We start from the raw sequence: 13,558 nt of genomic DNA on the forward strand, positions 1-13,558 counted from the left end.
GCGCGTCACCGCCGAACTTCATGATGAGGCAGGCGACGACGGTGATGCCGAGACCGATGAAGAGGTGGCTCATGGGGGTCCTCCGGGAGGGACAGGGGTGCGGTCGGGGTACGGGTCAGGCGGTGACGGTGGCGGTGCGCTGCGCGGTCAGGACCGCCCAGAGCGCCGCCGGGGTGGCGAAGGTCGCGGCGGTGAGGGCGTCCTCGGGGAACTCCACGCGGTAGCCGGCCTCCAGACGGACCAGCAACTCGATGGTGGCCATCGAGTCCAGGCCGGCCTTCTTGAGGTCGAGGTCGCCGGTGAGCGGTCCTGCGCCGGCCCGGCGCGGCAGCACCGAGGTCAGCAGTTCCTCGAAGCCGGCGTCCCACGGAACGTCTGCGGTGGTCATGGTGATCTCCTTCTGTGTGCGGGGTGTACGGGTGGGTCAGCCGGCGGGACGGGCGTCCTGTTCGCGGCGCAGGCGCTGCTTGTCGGTCTTGCCGTTCGGGGTGAGCGGCAGTGCGGGCAGCAGGTGGCAGGCCGCGGGGACCTTGGCGGCCTCCAGCCGGTCGGCGAGCTGCGCCAGCACGTCGTCGGCCGTCAGGTCCGTCACGGCGTACAGGGTCAGGTCGTGGCCGCCGTCCGGGGCGAGGGCCGCGGCGGCCGAGACGCCGGGGATGTCCAGGGCGGCCGTCTCGATCTCCAGGGTGCCCATCCGGACGCCCTTGCGCTTGAACAGGTCGTCGCGGCGGCCCTCGAAGTAGAGGTGCCCGTCGGCGTCGAGATGACCGTAGTCGCCGGTGTGCAGGGTGACGTCGCCGGTCGCCGGGTCGGGCCGGAAGCGCAGCGCGGTCTGCTCGGGAGCGCGCCAGTAGCCGGACATGACGTGCGGGCCGCGCACCGCGATCTCGCCGACCGTGCCGGGCGGCAGCGCCCGTCCGTCGTCGTCGAGGATCAGCACCTCGGTGCCGTCCAGGGCACGGCCCACCGAGCCCGGGCGTGCCAGGTCGCCGTCGGGCTCCAGCACGGTGATGCGCTTGCACTCGGTGGTGCCGAACATCGGGGCGATCGCGGCGTGCGGGAAGGCGGCGCGCAGGTGGGCGATGACCGGCGCGGTGAGCGCCGCGCCGGTGTTGGTGAACAGGCGCACGGGCGGCGCTTCCCTGCGGTCGCGGGCGGCCAGTTTCAGCAGCATCTCGCCGAGCGAGGGCACCAGCGGCACGACGGTGACGCGGTGGTCGTGCAGGGTGCCGAGCAGCCGGACGTGCCGGTCGGGTTCGGTCAGCACGGCCTCGGCGCCGGCGAACACGGACAGCAGGATCTGGTAGAGCCCGTAGTCGAAGGAGAGCGGCACGGCCACCAGGACGACGTCGTCCGCGCGGTAGCGCAGGCGGGCCGCGATCGCCCTGGTGGCGAACACGACGGGCGCATGGGTGCTCAGCACGGCCTTCGGTGCCGAGGTGGAGCCCGAGGTGTAGATCAGCAGGACGGGGTCGTCGGTCCGTGCCCCGCCGCCGGTGCCGTCGTGGCCGGCCGGCCCGGCCGCGTACAGGTCCCCGGCGGCCCGGTGGACCTCTTCGGGTGTGTGCACGGGGCGGTCGGTCAGCTCGCGGAGTACGGCGGCGTCCTGCGCGTCGTGCGCGACGAGCAGCGCGGGTTCGCAGTCGGGCACCACGGTCGCCAGGTGGAACCGTTTCATCGCCGGGTTGACCGGCACGAAGACGATGCCCCGGCGCAGCGCTCCGAAGAACAGCGCGGTGAACGCGCGGACATTGCCCATTCGTACGAGGATCCGGTCCCCGCGGCGCAGCCCGCGCGCGTCGAGCCAGTCGGCGTACGCGCGCGACCAGGCGTCCAGTTCGGCGTAGGTCCAGCTGCCCGAGGCGTCGCGCACCGCGGGCGCGCCGGGCCGGGCCGCGACGGCCGCGGCGAGCAGTCCGTGGACCGTGCCGGTGTCGGTGTCGGGCGCCACCAGTGTCTGAGTCGTCATCCAGCAACCTCGGTCGGCTCGGGTCGGTGTGATCCCCGGCGACTCTTCCGCGGGCCGCTGGAGCCGGACTTGAGCCGCGCTGGTCCCCCGGCGGCCTGCCCGGGCTCAAGCGGGCTGCGAGGCGGCCGCCCGATGGTGACCGCGGACAGCAAGCCCGATTAAGACGACCCCGCCGCGACGACGTCCGACGGGCAAGGAGGCAGCACAGGATGAACGCGCAATCCCGGCGGACCCCGGGTGCGGACGCGGGCGAAAAGCCGCTGGACCTCGGTGTCTTCTTCTTCGCCGCGGTCGGCGACCGGGCGGACGAGACCTACCGGCTGATGCTGGACGCGGCCCGCCGCGCCGACGAGCTGGGCTTCGGCTTCGTGTCGACGCCCGAGCGGCACTTCCACCGTTTCGGCGGTGCCTTCCCCAACCCGGCCGTCACCTCGGCGGCCATCGCCGCGGTGACCGACCGGATCCAGATCCGGGCGGGCAGCGTGGTCACCCCGCTGCACCCGGCCGCCCGCGTCGTCGAGGACTTCGCGGTGGTGGACGGCCTGTCCGGCGGGCGCGTCGCCATCTCGGTGGGGTCCGGCTGGAACGTCAACGACTTCGTGCTCGCTCCGGAGAAGTACGCGAACCGGCGCGAGCAGATGGTCCGGGACGTGGCGGACATCCGCCGGGCGTGGCGCACCGGGCGGTGGACCGGCACCAACCCGCTGGGCGCCGAGGCCACCTTGCCGGTCTACCCGCGCCCGGTGCAGGACGAGCTGCCGGTGTGGGTGACCGCGTCCCGCAGCGAGGGCACCTTCCGCGAGGCCGGCCGTATGGGCTGCAACATCCTCACCCACCTGGAGAACCAGGACGTGGACGCGCTCGCGGAGAAGACCGCGCTGTACCGGGCGGCCCGCGTGGAGGCCGGCTGGGAGACACCCGGCAAGGTCACGGTGATGATGCACACCTATGTCGCCACAGACCCTGACGAGGCCCGCCGCGTGGGCGGCGGCAGCCTCAAGGAGTACCTGCTGACCGCCATCGACCTGGAGGCCCGTGCGGTGGGCGCGGGCGGCCGGATGAGCGGCGGCAAGGAGGGCAGCGACGTGCTCGCCGCCGACAGTGCCCGGCGCAAGCTGGCGGGGCTGGCCGTGGACCGCTATCTGTCCGGCAACGCGCTGATCGGCTCGGTCGAGGAGTGCACCGCCACCGCCCGCCGGGTGCGCGCCGCCGGCGCCGACGAGATCGCCTGCCTGGTCGACTTCGTGCCCGACCCGCGGCAGGTGCTGGCCTCGCTGGAACTGCTCGACGAGGTGCGCCGTGCCGCCTCGCACCCCGCCGCGGCGGACGGCGCGTCCCCGGCGCCCGCCGTTCGCACGCCGGCCGGCTGAACCCCGCTTCCCACAGGAGGTTGTCCCATGCCGACGATCCTGGCCGTCTCCGGCAGCCCGTCGCCGGTCTCCTTCACCCACCAGGTGCTCACCCTGACCGCCGAGCGGCTGCGCGAGCGCGACCACCAGGTGGACACCCTCGCCGTGCGCGGCCTGCCGGCGGCGCCGCTGCTGGCCGGTGACACCACCGACCCGCAGCTCGCCGCGGCCGCCGCGCGCCTCGCCGGCGCCGACGCCGTCGTGCTGGCCACACCTGTCTACAAGGCCGGCTGCTCGGGGCTGCTCAAGGCGTTCCTCGACGTCCTGCCGCAGTACGCGCTGGCGGGCAAGGTGGTGCTGCCGCTCGCCACCGGCGGCTCGCCGGCGCACGTACTGGCCCTCGACTACGGGCTGCGGCCGGTCCTGATGTCGATGCGCCCGGCGGCGGTGGCGGAGAGCTTCTTCGTACACGCCGACCGGTCCCGGCAAGGCTCCGGCGGCCTCGACCCGGAGACCGGCGCCCGGCTGGACGGCGTCACCGGGCGGTTCGCCGCGCTGGTGGACGCGCTCGCCGTCCGCCACCCGGCTCCACGGCAGGCACTGGCGGCCTGACCCGCCGCGCCCCGACAGACAACACCGACACCACAGAAGAGGACCCATGAAGGCTCTGGTTCTGGCCGGCGGGACGGGATCCCGTCTGCGCCCGTTCAGCTACTCCATGCCCAAGCAGCTCATCCCCATCGCCAACAAGCCGGTACTGGAACGGGTGCTGGAGAACATCCGCGATCTCGGCGTGACCGAGATCGGGGTGATCGTCGGCCACCACGCCAAGGAGATCGCCGACGCCCTCGGCGACGGCTCCCGGCTCGGCGTCGCGATCACCTACATCCCGCAGGAGAGCCCGGCCGGCCTCGCCCAGTGCGTGACCCTGGCCCGGGACTTCCTCGGCGACGACGACTTCGTGATGTACCTCGGCGACAACATGCTGCCGCAGGGCATCGCCGAGGCCGCCGCCGAGTTCCGTGCCCTGCGCCCGGCCGCCCAGATCGTGGTCCAGCAGGTCGCCGACCCGCGCGCCTTCGGCGTCGCCGAGGTGGACGCCGGCGGCGTGGTGGAACGCCTGGTGGAGAAGCCGGCGGTGCCGCGCTCCAACCTGGCCCTGATCGGCGTGTACTTCTTCACGTCCGCCATCCACGAGGCGGTCGACGCCATCGAGCCGAGCGCGCGTGGCGAGCTGGAGATCACCGACGCCATCCAGTGGCTGGTGTCGCACGGCGCCACCGTCCGGGCCCAGGAGTACGCCGGGTACTGGAAGGACACCGGCAAGGTCGAAGACGTACTGGAGTGCAACCAGTGGCTCCTGGACGGCATGGAGCGCCGCGTCGAGGGCGACGTGGACGCCGAGAGCGTCCTGATCGGAGCGGTGGTCGTGGAGCCCGGGGCCCGGATCAGGCGGTCCTTCGTCGAAGGCCCGGCGGTGATCGGCGCGGGCACGGTGCTGGAGAACAGCCATGTGGGACCGCACACCTCCATCGGCCGGGACTGCGTCCTGACCGGCACCCACCTCGATTACTCCATCGCCCTGGACGGCGTGACCGTCTCCGGAGTGCGGGGCCTGCACGGCTCCCTGCTCGGCCGGTCCGCCGCCGTCACCGGCACCACCGTCGCCCACCGCCACCACCGCCTGGTGGTCGGCGATCACACCCGCGTGGAGGTCGCCGCGTGAAGATCCTGGTCACCGGCGGCGCCGGGTTCATCGGTTCGCACTACGTCCGCACCCTGCTGGAGGGCGGCTACGAGGAGTACGAGGACGCCGAGGTCACCGTCCTCGACAAGCTGACCTACGCGGGCAACCGCGACAACCTGCCGGCCGCCCACCCCCGGCTCGCGTTCGTACAGGGCGACATCTGCGACCTGCCGCTGCTGCTGGACGTCTTCCCCGGCCACGACGCGGTGGTGCACTTCGCCGCCGAGTCGCACGTGGACCGTTCCCTGGAGTCCGCGGCCGAGTTCGTCGCGACGAACGTGGGCGGCACCCAGAACGTCATGGAGGCGGCCCTGCGCGCCGGTGTCCCGCGCGTGGTGCACGTCTCGACGGACGAAGTGTACGGCTCGATCGACGAGGGCTCCTGGACGGAGGAGTGGCCGCTGCTGCCCAACTCCCCCTACGCCGCGTCCAAGGCGGGCTCGGACCTGGTGGCCCGCGCCTACTGGCGCACCCACGGCCTGAACGTCTCCGTCACCCGCTGCTCCAACAACTACGGCCCGTACCAGCACCCCGAGAAGCTGATCCCCCGCTTCGTCACCAGCCTTCTGGAGGGCGGCACGGTCCCGCTGTACGGGGACGGCGGCAACATCCGCGAGTGGCTGCACGTGGACGACCACTGCCGGGCGATCCAGCTGGTACTGACGCGCGGCCGGGCGGGCGAGATCTACAACGTCGGGGGCGGCAACGAGCAGACCAACCGGCAGATCACCGAACGGCTGCTGGAACTGACCGGCTGCGACTGGTCGCACGTCGTGCGGGTCGCCGACCGCAAGGGCCACGACCTGCGCTACTCCCTGGACGAGAGCAAGATCCGCACGGAGCTGGGCTACGCGCCGCGGATCCCCTTCGAGGACGGCCTCGCCGCCACGGCCGCCTGGTACCGCGACAACCCGGGCTGGTGGAAGGCGGCACGGGACGCGCAGGAGCAGCACGACACCCCGTCCCGCGCCGAACAGCGGGACCGGCACGACACCGAGAGGCAGCACCGCGCATGACCGTGACCGACGAGACGGCGCCCGGACCGCAGGTCCTGGTCGTGGGCGCCGGGCCGGTCGGCCTGAGCGCCGCCCACGAACTGGCCCGGCACGGCGCCCGGGTCCGGCTGGTGGACGCGGCGCACGGCCCGGCCACCACCAGCCGGGCGCTGGCCACCCACGCCCGCACCCTGGAGACCTACGACCAGATGGGAGTGCTGGACGACCTGCTGCCGCGCGGCCGCCGCGTCGAGCACTTCACCCTGCACCAGAACGGCCGCTGTCTGATCCGCTTCGACACCGACTACAGCAGGCTGCCCACCCGCTTCCCCTTCACCCTGATGGTCGACCAGGCGGTCACCGAGGAGGTGCTGCGCACCGCGGCGGCCCGGCACGGCGTCACGGTCGAATGGGGCGTGCGCCTGGTGGACTTCGAGGACCTCGGTACGGGCGGCGTCCGGGCCCGGTTGCGCCACCCGGACGGCCGGGCCGAGACCGTGACCGCGGATTGGCTGGTCGGCTGCGACGGCGGCCACAGCACGGTGCGCAAGCAGCTCGGTCTGAAGCTGACCGGCGAGAGCAGCGAGACCTGGCTCATCGCGGACGCCCATGTGGACTGCGACCTGCCGCAGGACAGCATCCACTGGATGCGCACGCCCGCGGGGACGGTCATGATGGTGCCGTTCCCCGAGCCCGGCAAGTGGCGGCTGCTGGACACCGCGGAGACCTCGTACGGCGGGGACGACGCCATGGTGGCCCGGCGCTTCGCCGCGAAGATCGCCACCGGTACGGGCCGGCCGGCCCGGGTCGAGGAGCCCACCTGGGTGTCGGTGTTCACCATCCAGCAGCGCATGATCAGCACGATGCGCCAGGGCCGCGTCCTGCTGGCGGGCGACGCCGCACACGTGCACAGCCCCGCCTCCGGGCAGGGCATGAACACCGGTGTGCAGGACGCGGTGAATCTCGCATGGAAGCTGGCCGCCGTGCTGCGCGGCGAGGCCGCGGACGCCCTGCTCGACACCTACAGCGAGGAACGGGTGCCGGTGGGCGCGGAGTTGCTGCGCACCACCCGCATGGCCACGATGCTGGTGCAGCTGCGCAGCCGCCGGGCCGCGGCGGGACTGCGCGCGGCCTTCACCGTGCTGCGCACGCTGCGCCCGCTGAAGTCCCGCATCCAGCGCAAGATCATGGGCGGGATGTCGGCGCTGGGCCTGTCGTACGCCGAGGGCCCGCTCGCGTACGCGGCCGGGCCGGGCGTCGCGGACGGCGCGCTGCGCCCGGGCGAGCGGGTCGGCCGGGTGGACGGCGCCGACCACGCGGCCGACGCGGGCTGGCAGCAGCTCACGGACGAACTCCGGCGCCCGGGGTGGTCGTTGCTCACCTTCGGCGGGCTGCCGGCCGACACCGAGCGGGACGCGCGGGACATCGCCGGGCGGTACGGGGACAGCGTCCGGGTACGTACCGTCGGCGGCGCCCCGGTGGACGGTGCGGAACCGCTGGCCGACCCGGAAGGCCGGCTCGCCGCCGGCCTCGGCGTGGCGCCGGGCGGCTGGCTGCTGGTGCGGCCGGACGGCTACCTCGCCGCTCGCGGCGCGTCCCCGGCAGGCCCGGCGGCCGCCCTCACGGCCCTGGGCCTGCGCCCTGCCGCCAAGGCCACCGAAGAGGCCGGCGCTCGCTGAGCCGGGCCCCGGCACGCGACAAGGCCCGCCTCCGGCAATACCGGGGCGGGCCTTCTTGCGCACCTCCTGCGCGTTCAGTTTCCGTTGGCCCGGTACCGCTCCAAGCACGCCTCGTACTCCGGCAGCAGGCCACGCTCCGCCACCTCGGCGACGGTCGGTGCCTGGGCGTCCTTCTCCGAGAGCAGCGGTTCGCCGGTCAGCCAGCCCGCCCACGGCAGCCCCAGCTCCGGATCGAAGGCCCGCAGGTCCAGCTGCGTGCCCGGCCGGTACTCGGTCGAACACAGGTAGCTGATGCAGGTGTCGTCGGCCAGCGCCACGAAGCCGTGCGCCAGCCCCTCCGCGACGTACACCGCCCGGCCCTCCCGCGCGTCCAGCACCGTGCACGCGTGTTCGCCGAAGGTCGGCGACCCGAGGCGGATGTCCACCACGACGTCCAGCAGCACCCCCCGCACACAGCTGACCAGCTTGGCCTGACCCGTCGGTAGCGCCACCCCGTGCAGTCCGCGCACCGTGTTGCGCGCCGAGACCGAGTAGTTGACCTGGCGCGGCACGAAGTGGTGGCCGGTGGCCGCGGCGAGGAGGTCGTACCTGTACGACTCGTGGAAGGTGCCGCGCGGATCCGGCAGCAGCTGGGGAGTGATGCGGTACGCGTCCGGTACGGCGGTCTCTTCGATCCTCATGGCTTCCGGACCGTAGGCGGCCCGGCTCGAATCCTGGTAGCGCCGCGTGAGCGCCTGTCCAGCGGCCCGCGAGCGGCCCGGGCCACAGTGCCCCTTCCAGCAGACGACCAGGAGGCGGGACGGTGTCGGTGATCGACCGGACAGCACACGGCGGGCGCGGTGGCGCGGCCCCTTCGGTGGTGGTGCTCGGCGCCACCGGGTTCGTGGGGCGGCACCTCTGCGCGGCCTTCGCGGATGCGGGATGGACGGTGACCGGCGTGGCCCGCACCCACCCGCCCGTACCACCGCCGTGCCGCACGGTCACCCTCGACCTGGTGCGGGCGGCACCGGAGCGGATCGCCCGGCTGCTCGCCGACCACGGCGCCCGGGTGGTGGTCAACGCGGCGGGCGCGGTCTGGGGTGTGAGCGCCGAGGACATGGCGCTTGCCAACGACGACCTGGTGCGCCGTCTGGTGACCGCCGTGGCGAGCCTGCCCCGTCCGCCGCGGCTGGTGCAGCTCGGGTCGGTGCACGAGTACGGGCCCGGTCCGCGCCGCGGCATCACCGAGGACACCCCCACCGCGCCGGTGACCCCGTACGGCCGTTCCAAGCTGGCCGGCGGCCTGGCGCTGCTGGACGCGGCCGCGGCGGGTGCGGTGGACGGGCTGGTGCTGCGCGTCTCGAACGTGTCGGGGCCCGGCACCCCTCCGGCGAGCCTGCTGGGCACGGTCGCCCGCCACCTCGCCGAGGAACCCCCGGGGCCCCTGCGGCTCGCCCCGCTGCTCGCCCACCGCGACTTCGTGGACGTACGGGACGTCGCCGACGCCGTCCTGGCCGCGGCCGGCTCCCCCGCCACCGGGCGGGTCGTCAACATCGGCGGGGGCCGGGCCGTGCCGGTGCGCGCCCTGGTCACCCGGCTGACCGAACTGGCGGGCCGGGGCGCCGAGATCACCGAGGTGCCGTCCCCCGGCGGGCGCCCCCCGGAGGCGGAGTGGCAGCGCATGGACATCGCCCTCGCCGGCCGCTTGCTGGGGTGGCGGCCGCGCCGCAGCCTGGACGACTCGCTGCGCGACCTGCTGGCCGAGGCCCGTGCCGCGGTGCGCTGCGACCCGTTGTCCAGTGCCGTTCAAGTCGGCGCGGCCAGCATGTCCCCATCGGGAACGGTGTGACGGGCTTCGTGCCGGACTGACCATGGAGGCACAAAAGATGAGCGATATCAAGGCGCGGATCCTCGACCAGGTGCGGGACTACCACCTGGCGGCGGAGCCGGACCGGGCGTTCGAGCCGGGCGTCAGCGAGATCTGGCCGTCGGGCGCGGTGCTCGGCCCGGAGGACCGGGTGGCCCTGGTCGAGGCGGCGCTGGACATGCGGATCGCGGCCGGCCGTGACTCGCGGCGGTTCGAGACCCGCTTCGCCCGCTACATGAAGCGCCGCAAGGCCCACCTGGTCAACTCGGGGTCGTCGGCCAACCTGCTGGCCATGACGGCGCTCACCTCGCCGCACCTGGAGGACCGCAGGCTGCGCCCCGGCGACGAGGTGATCACGGTGGCGGCGGGCTTCCCCACCACCGTCAACCCGATCCTCCAGAACGGCCTGGTGCCGGTCTTCGTGGACGTCGACCTGAAGACGTACAACACGACGGCGGACCGCATCAAGGCCGCCGTCGGGCCGCGCACCCGGGCCGTGATGGTGGCCCACGCGCTGGGCAACCCCTTCGAGGCCGCCGAGGTGGCGCAGATCTGCGAGGAGCACGACCTCTTCCTCGTCGAGGACAACTGCGACGCGGTCGGCTCCACCTACAACGGGCAGCTCACCGGCACCTTCGGCGACCTGACCACGGTGAGCTTCTACCCGGCACACCACCTGACGATGGGCGAGGGCGGCTGCGTCCTGACGTCCAACCTGGCGCTCGCGCGGGTCGTGGAGTCGCTGCGCGACTGGGGCCGCGACTGCTGGTGCGAGCCCGGCGAGAGCGACCGCTGCTTCAAGCGGTTCCAGTACCAGCTGGGCACGCTGCCCGCCGGCTACGACCACAAGTACATCTACTCGCACGTCGGCTACAACCTGAAGGCCACCGACCTGCAGGCCGCGCTGGGCCTGACCCAGCTGGCCAAGGTGGACGACTTCACCGCGGCCCGGCGCCACAACTGGCAGCGGCTGCGCGAGGCACTGGACGGCGTGCCGTGGCTGATCCTGCCGGAGGCGACGCTGGGCAGCGAGCCCAGCTGGTTCGGCTTCGTGCTGACCGTCGACCCCGAGGCGCCCTTCACCCGCAGGGAGCTGGTGAACTTCCTGGAGGACCGCAGGATCGGCACCCGCAACCTGTTCGCGGGCAACCTCACCCGCCAGCCCGCGTACGTGGACGTGCCGCACCGCATCGTCGGCGACCTCGGCAACTCCGACGTGATCACCGAACAGACCTTCTGGATCGGCGTCTACCCGGGCCTGACCGACGAGATGACCGACTACATGGCCGCCTCGGTCCGCGAGTTCGTCGCCGCGCGGGGCTGACCGCCGCCGCGCCCTCTTTGACCACGCACCCTGACGAGGAGAGACCGTACATGTCGACGCATCTTGCGGAGCGCACGGAGCCGCTGCCGGTCCTGGGGCCCCGCGAGCCGGAATCGGCCGCCCGCCGGATCGGGCGCTCCGCCGCCGCGGTCAGCGGCCGGCTGTCCACCGAGGAGTTCCACCGCTGGTTCGCCGGGCGCGGGACCGCGGGCCGCTTCCACGTCGGGCGCATCCCCTTCGCCGCGCTGCGCGGCTGGTCCTTCGAGCCCGGCACCGGGAACCTGGTGCACGCCAGCGGGCGCTTCTTCAGCGTGCAGGGGCTGCACGTCACGGTCGACGACGGGCCGCACAAGGAGTGGTACCAGCCCATCATCAAGCAGCCCGAGGTCGGCATCCTCGGCATCCTGGCCAAGGAGTTCGACGGGGTACTGCACTTTCTGATGCAGGCCAAGATGGAGCCGGGCAACCGCAACGTGCTCCAGCTCTCCCCCACCGTCCAGGCCACCCGCAGCAACTACACCAAGGTCCACCAGGGCACCGACGTGAAGTACATCCGGTACTTCACCGGGCCCGGCCGCGGCCGGGTGCTCGCCGACGTCCTGCAGTCCGAGCACGGCTCGTGGTTCCACCACAAGAGCAACCGCAACATGATCGTCGAGGTGGACGGCGAGGTACCCGACGACGAGGACTTCTGCTGGCTCACCCTCGGCCAGATCTCCGCGTTGCTGCACCGGGACAACCTCGTCAACATGGACTCGCGCACGGTGCTGGCCTGCCTGCCCGCCTACGAGCCGCCGCCCGCGGGCCCCGCGGCGGACGCCTTCGGCCGGGCACTGGCCCGCTCCCGCGACCCCCGCGCCGGCGCCCTGCACAGCGACGTGGACCTGCTGTCCTGGTTCACCGCCGAGCGCTCCCGCTACGACGTCAGGGCCGAACGGGTCCCGCTCGGCGCGCTGCCCGGCTGGACGCGCGACACCCACCGCATCGGCAAGGACGACGGCCGCTGGTTCGACGTCGTCGCCGTCGAGGTACAGGCCGGCAACCGCGAGGTCACCGGCTGGACCCAGCCGCTGATCGAGCCCCGCAGCCGCGGCATCGCGGCGTTCTTGGCCCGGCCGATCGGCGGGGTGCTGCACGTGCTCGCCCACGCCAAGGTCGAAGGCGGCTTCCTGGACACCGTCGAACTGGCCCCCACCGTCCAGTGCTCACCGGAGAACTTCGCGGGCCTGGACACCCGGCCGCCCTTCCTCGACCTGGTCCTGTCCGCCGCCCCCGGCCGTATCCGCTACGACGCCGTCCACTCCGAGGAGGGTGGCCGCTTCCTGTACGCCGAGAACCGCTACCTCGTCGTCGAGGCGGCACCCGACGAGGCGCCGCTCGACCCGCCGGCCGGCTACCAGTGGGTCACCCTCGGCCAGCTCACCGCCCTCGTCAAACACGGCCACTACGTCAACGTGCAGGCCCGCACCCTCCTCGCCTGCCTCAACGCCATGGGACACCACCCGCATGACTGAACACCCCCTGCGCACCGCCGTCCTCGGCACCGCCGACATCGCCCGCCGCCGGGTGCTGCCCGCCATGGCGGCCGACCCGGACGTCGAGCTGACCGCGGTGGCCAGCCGCGACGGCGGGCGGGCGCGGGAGGTGGCCGCCCGGTACGGCTGCGCCGCCGTCGAGAGCTACGACGCCGTACTGGAACGCCCCGACATCGACGCCGTGTACGTGCCCCTGCCCATCTCCCTGCACGCCACCTGGGCCGGCCGCGCCCTGCGCGCCGGCAAGCACGTACTGGCCGAGAAGCCCCTCACCACCGACCTCCCCGCCACCGCGGCGCTGCTCGAACTGGCCCGCACCTCGGGCCTGGTGCTGATGGAGAACGTGATATTCCTCCACCACCCGCAGCACGCGGTGGTGCGCGAACTGGTCGCGAGCGGAGCGATCGGCCGGCTGCGGGCGTTCAGCGCGGCCTTCACCGTTCCCGCCCTGCCGCCCGGCAACATCCGGCACGACCCCGCGCTCGGCGGCGGCGCGCTCCTGGACATCGGCTACTACCCCGTGCGCGCCGCCCTGCACTTCCTGGGCAGCGGCCTGGAGATCGTCGGCTCGGCTTTCGACCACGCGCCCGGCGCGGCCGTGGAAACCTCCGGCGCGGTACTGCTCCGCTCCCCGGACGGTGTGCTGGGCCAGCTGGCGTTCGGCATGGACCACGCCTACGGCTCCGCGTACGAGCTGTGGGGCAGCGCGGGGTCGATCCGCGTCGAGCCGGCCTTCACTCCGCCCGCCGACCACAAACCCACCCTGCGGATCACCGACGCCCGCGGCCCGCGCGACCTGACCCTCGCCCCGCACGACCAGGTGGCCGCCACCGTCCGGGCGTTCGTCCGCGCCGTCCGCTCCGGCACCGCCGGGTCGCCGGATGCCGCGCAGTGCCTGGAACAGGCCGCGCTCCTGGACACCGTCCGCGCCCGCGCCACGGCCCACCCACCGCACCCGACAGGGGGAGTACGCACATGACCGCAACCGTGACCACGGCCGGCGGGCCGCCGGCCGCTGCCGGGCGGGTCGCCGAGCTGCACGCCATCCGTGAGCAGGCCCGGCGAGGCCCCAGTGAGCGGGCGACCGAGGCGCAGCGTGCCAAGGGCAAGCTGA

12 protein-coding genes are annotated in these 13,558 nt (G+C 73.4%); 9 read left to right on the forward strand and 3 right to left on the reverse strand.

Annotation, left to right across the window (positions count from 1 at the left end; all coding sequences use genetic code 11):
* Nucleotides 1–115: 115 nt before the first annotated feature.
* Nucleotides 116–388 carry a phosphopantetheine-binding protein gene (locus tag ACH4OW_RS37660; protein WP_360137319.1) on the reverse strand — a complete coding sequence of 91 codons (273 nt, stop codon included), beginning with the start codon at nucleotides 386–388 and terminating at the stop codon, nucleotides 116–118.
* 36 nt (nucleotides 389–424) lie between these two features.
* The gene (locus tag ACH4OW_RS37665; protein ID WP_360137322.1) at nucleotides 425–1,969 is read right to left on the reverse strand and encodes a class I adenylate-forming enzyme family protein; all 1,545 of its coding nucleotides are present in this window, start codon (nucleotides 1,967–1,969) and stop codon (nucleotides 425–427) included.
* Nucleotides 1,970–2,178: 209 nt separating this feature from the next.
* Here ACH4OW_RS37665 and ACH4OW_RS37670 point away from each other — a divergent pair, with 209 nt between their 5' ends.
* The 5 genes from ACH4OW_RS37670 to ACH4OW_RS37690 are packed head-to-tail and all read left to right on the forward strand — an operon-like array spanning nucleotide 2,179 to nucleotide 7,739.
* Nucleotides 2,179–3,339 carry a MupA/Atu3671 family FMN-dependent luciferase-like monooxygenase gene (locus tag ACH4OW_RS37670; protein ID WP_360137325.1) on the forward strand — a complete coding sequence of 387 codons (1,161 nt, stop codon included), beginning with the start codon at nucleotides 2,179–2,181 and terminating at the stop codon, nucleotides 3,337–3,339.
* A 27-nt stretch (nucleotides 3,340–3,366) separates the two neighbouring features.
* On the forward strand, nucleotides 3,367–3,930 hold the full coding sequence (ssuE, locus tag ACH4OW_RS37675; protein ID WP_398033164.1) for an NADPH-dependent FMN reductase: 564 nt from the start codon (nucleotides 3,367–3,369) through the stop codon (nucleotides 3,928–3,930).
* 46 nt (nucleotides 3,931–3,976) lie between these two features.
* Nucleotides 3,977–5,044, forward strand: a complete 1,068-nt coding sequence (locus tag ACH4OW_RS37680) for a glucose-1-phosphate thymidylyltransferase (protein WP_360137331.1) — start codon at nucleotides 3,977–3,979, stop codon at nucleotides 5,042–5,044.
* Nucleotides 5,041–6,081: a dTDP-glucose 4,6-dehydratase gene (gene rfbB, locus ACH4OW_RS37685; protein ID WP_360137334.1), complete on the forward strand. Its 1,041-nt coding sequence runs from the start codon at nucleotides 5,041–5,043 to the stop codon at nucleotides 6,079–6,081. Before ACH4OW_RS37680 ends, rfbB begins: the two co-directional genes overlap by 4 nt.
* Nucleotides 6,078–7,739 (forward strand): FAD-dependent oxidoreductase, encoded by a 1,662-nt coding sequence (locus ACH4OW_RS37690; RefSeq protein ID WP_398033168.1) that lies wholly within the window; start codon nucleotides 6,078–6,080, stop codon nucleotides 7,737–7,739. Before rfbB ends, ACH4OW_RS37690 begins: the two co-directional genes overlap by 4 nt.
* A gap of 74 nt (nucleotides 7,740–7,813) precedes the next feature.
* Here the strand turns inward: ACH4OW_RS37690 and ACH4OW_RS37695 are convergent, their stop codons facing one another.
* Nucleotides 7,814–8,419, reverse strand: a complete 606-nt coding sequence (locus ACH4OW_RS37695; protein ID WP_360137340.1) for a dTDP-4-dehydrorhamnose 3,5-epimerase family protein — start codon at nucleotides 8,417–8,419, stop codon at nucleotides 7,814–7,816.
* Nucleotides 8,420–8,541: 122 nt separating this feature from the next.
* On the opposite strand from ACH4OW_RS37695, the gene ACH4OW_RS37700 reads away from it, so the two are divergent.
* From ACH4OW_RS37700 to ACH4OW_RS37715, 4 genes are read left to right on the forward strand one after another with little or no spacing between them, the layout of a single operon-like run.
* Nucleotides 8,542–9,567 carry an NAD(P)-dependent oxidoreductase gene (locus ACH4OW_RS37700; protein ID WP_360137343.1) on the forward strand — a complete coding sequence of 342 codons (1,026 nt, stop codon included), beginning with the start codon at nucleotides 8,542–8,544 and terminating at the stop codon, nucleotides 9,565–9,567.
* A gap of 37 nt (nucleotides 9,568–9,604) precedes the next feature.
* A complete protein-coding gene (rfbH, locus tag ACH4OW_RS37705; RefSeq protein WP_360137346.1) occupies nucleotides 9,605–10,909 on the forward strand; it encodes a lipopolysaccharide biosynthesis protein RfbH in 1,305 nt (434 codons plus the stop codon).
* Nucleotides 10,910–10,959: 50 nt separating this feature from the next.
* Nucleotides 10,960–12,423 carry an NDP-hexose 2,3-dehydratase family protein gene (locus tag ACH4OW_RS37710; RefSeq protein ID WP_398033172.1) on the forward strand — a complete coding sequence of 488 codons (1,464 nt, stop codon included), beginning with the start codon at nucleotides 10,960–10,962 and terminating at the stop codon, nucleotides 12,421–12,423.
* On the forward strand, nucleotides 12,416–13,423 hold the full coding sequence (locus ACH4OW_RS37715; protein WP_398033174.1) for a Gfo/Idh/MocA family protein: 1,008 nt from the start codon (nucleotides 12,416–12,418) through the stop codon (nucleotides 13,421–13,423). The genes ACH4OW_RS37710 and ACH4OW_RS37715 overlap by 8 nt, the downstream gene beginning before the upstream one ends.
* Nucleotides 13,424–13,558 lie beyond the last annotated feature (135 nt).

It is taken from the genome of Streptomyces sp. NPDC017056, from assembly GCF_044332485.1.
Classification (GTDB): Bacteria; Actinomycetota; Actinomycetes; order Streptomycetales; family Streptomycetaceae; genus Streptomyces.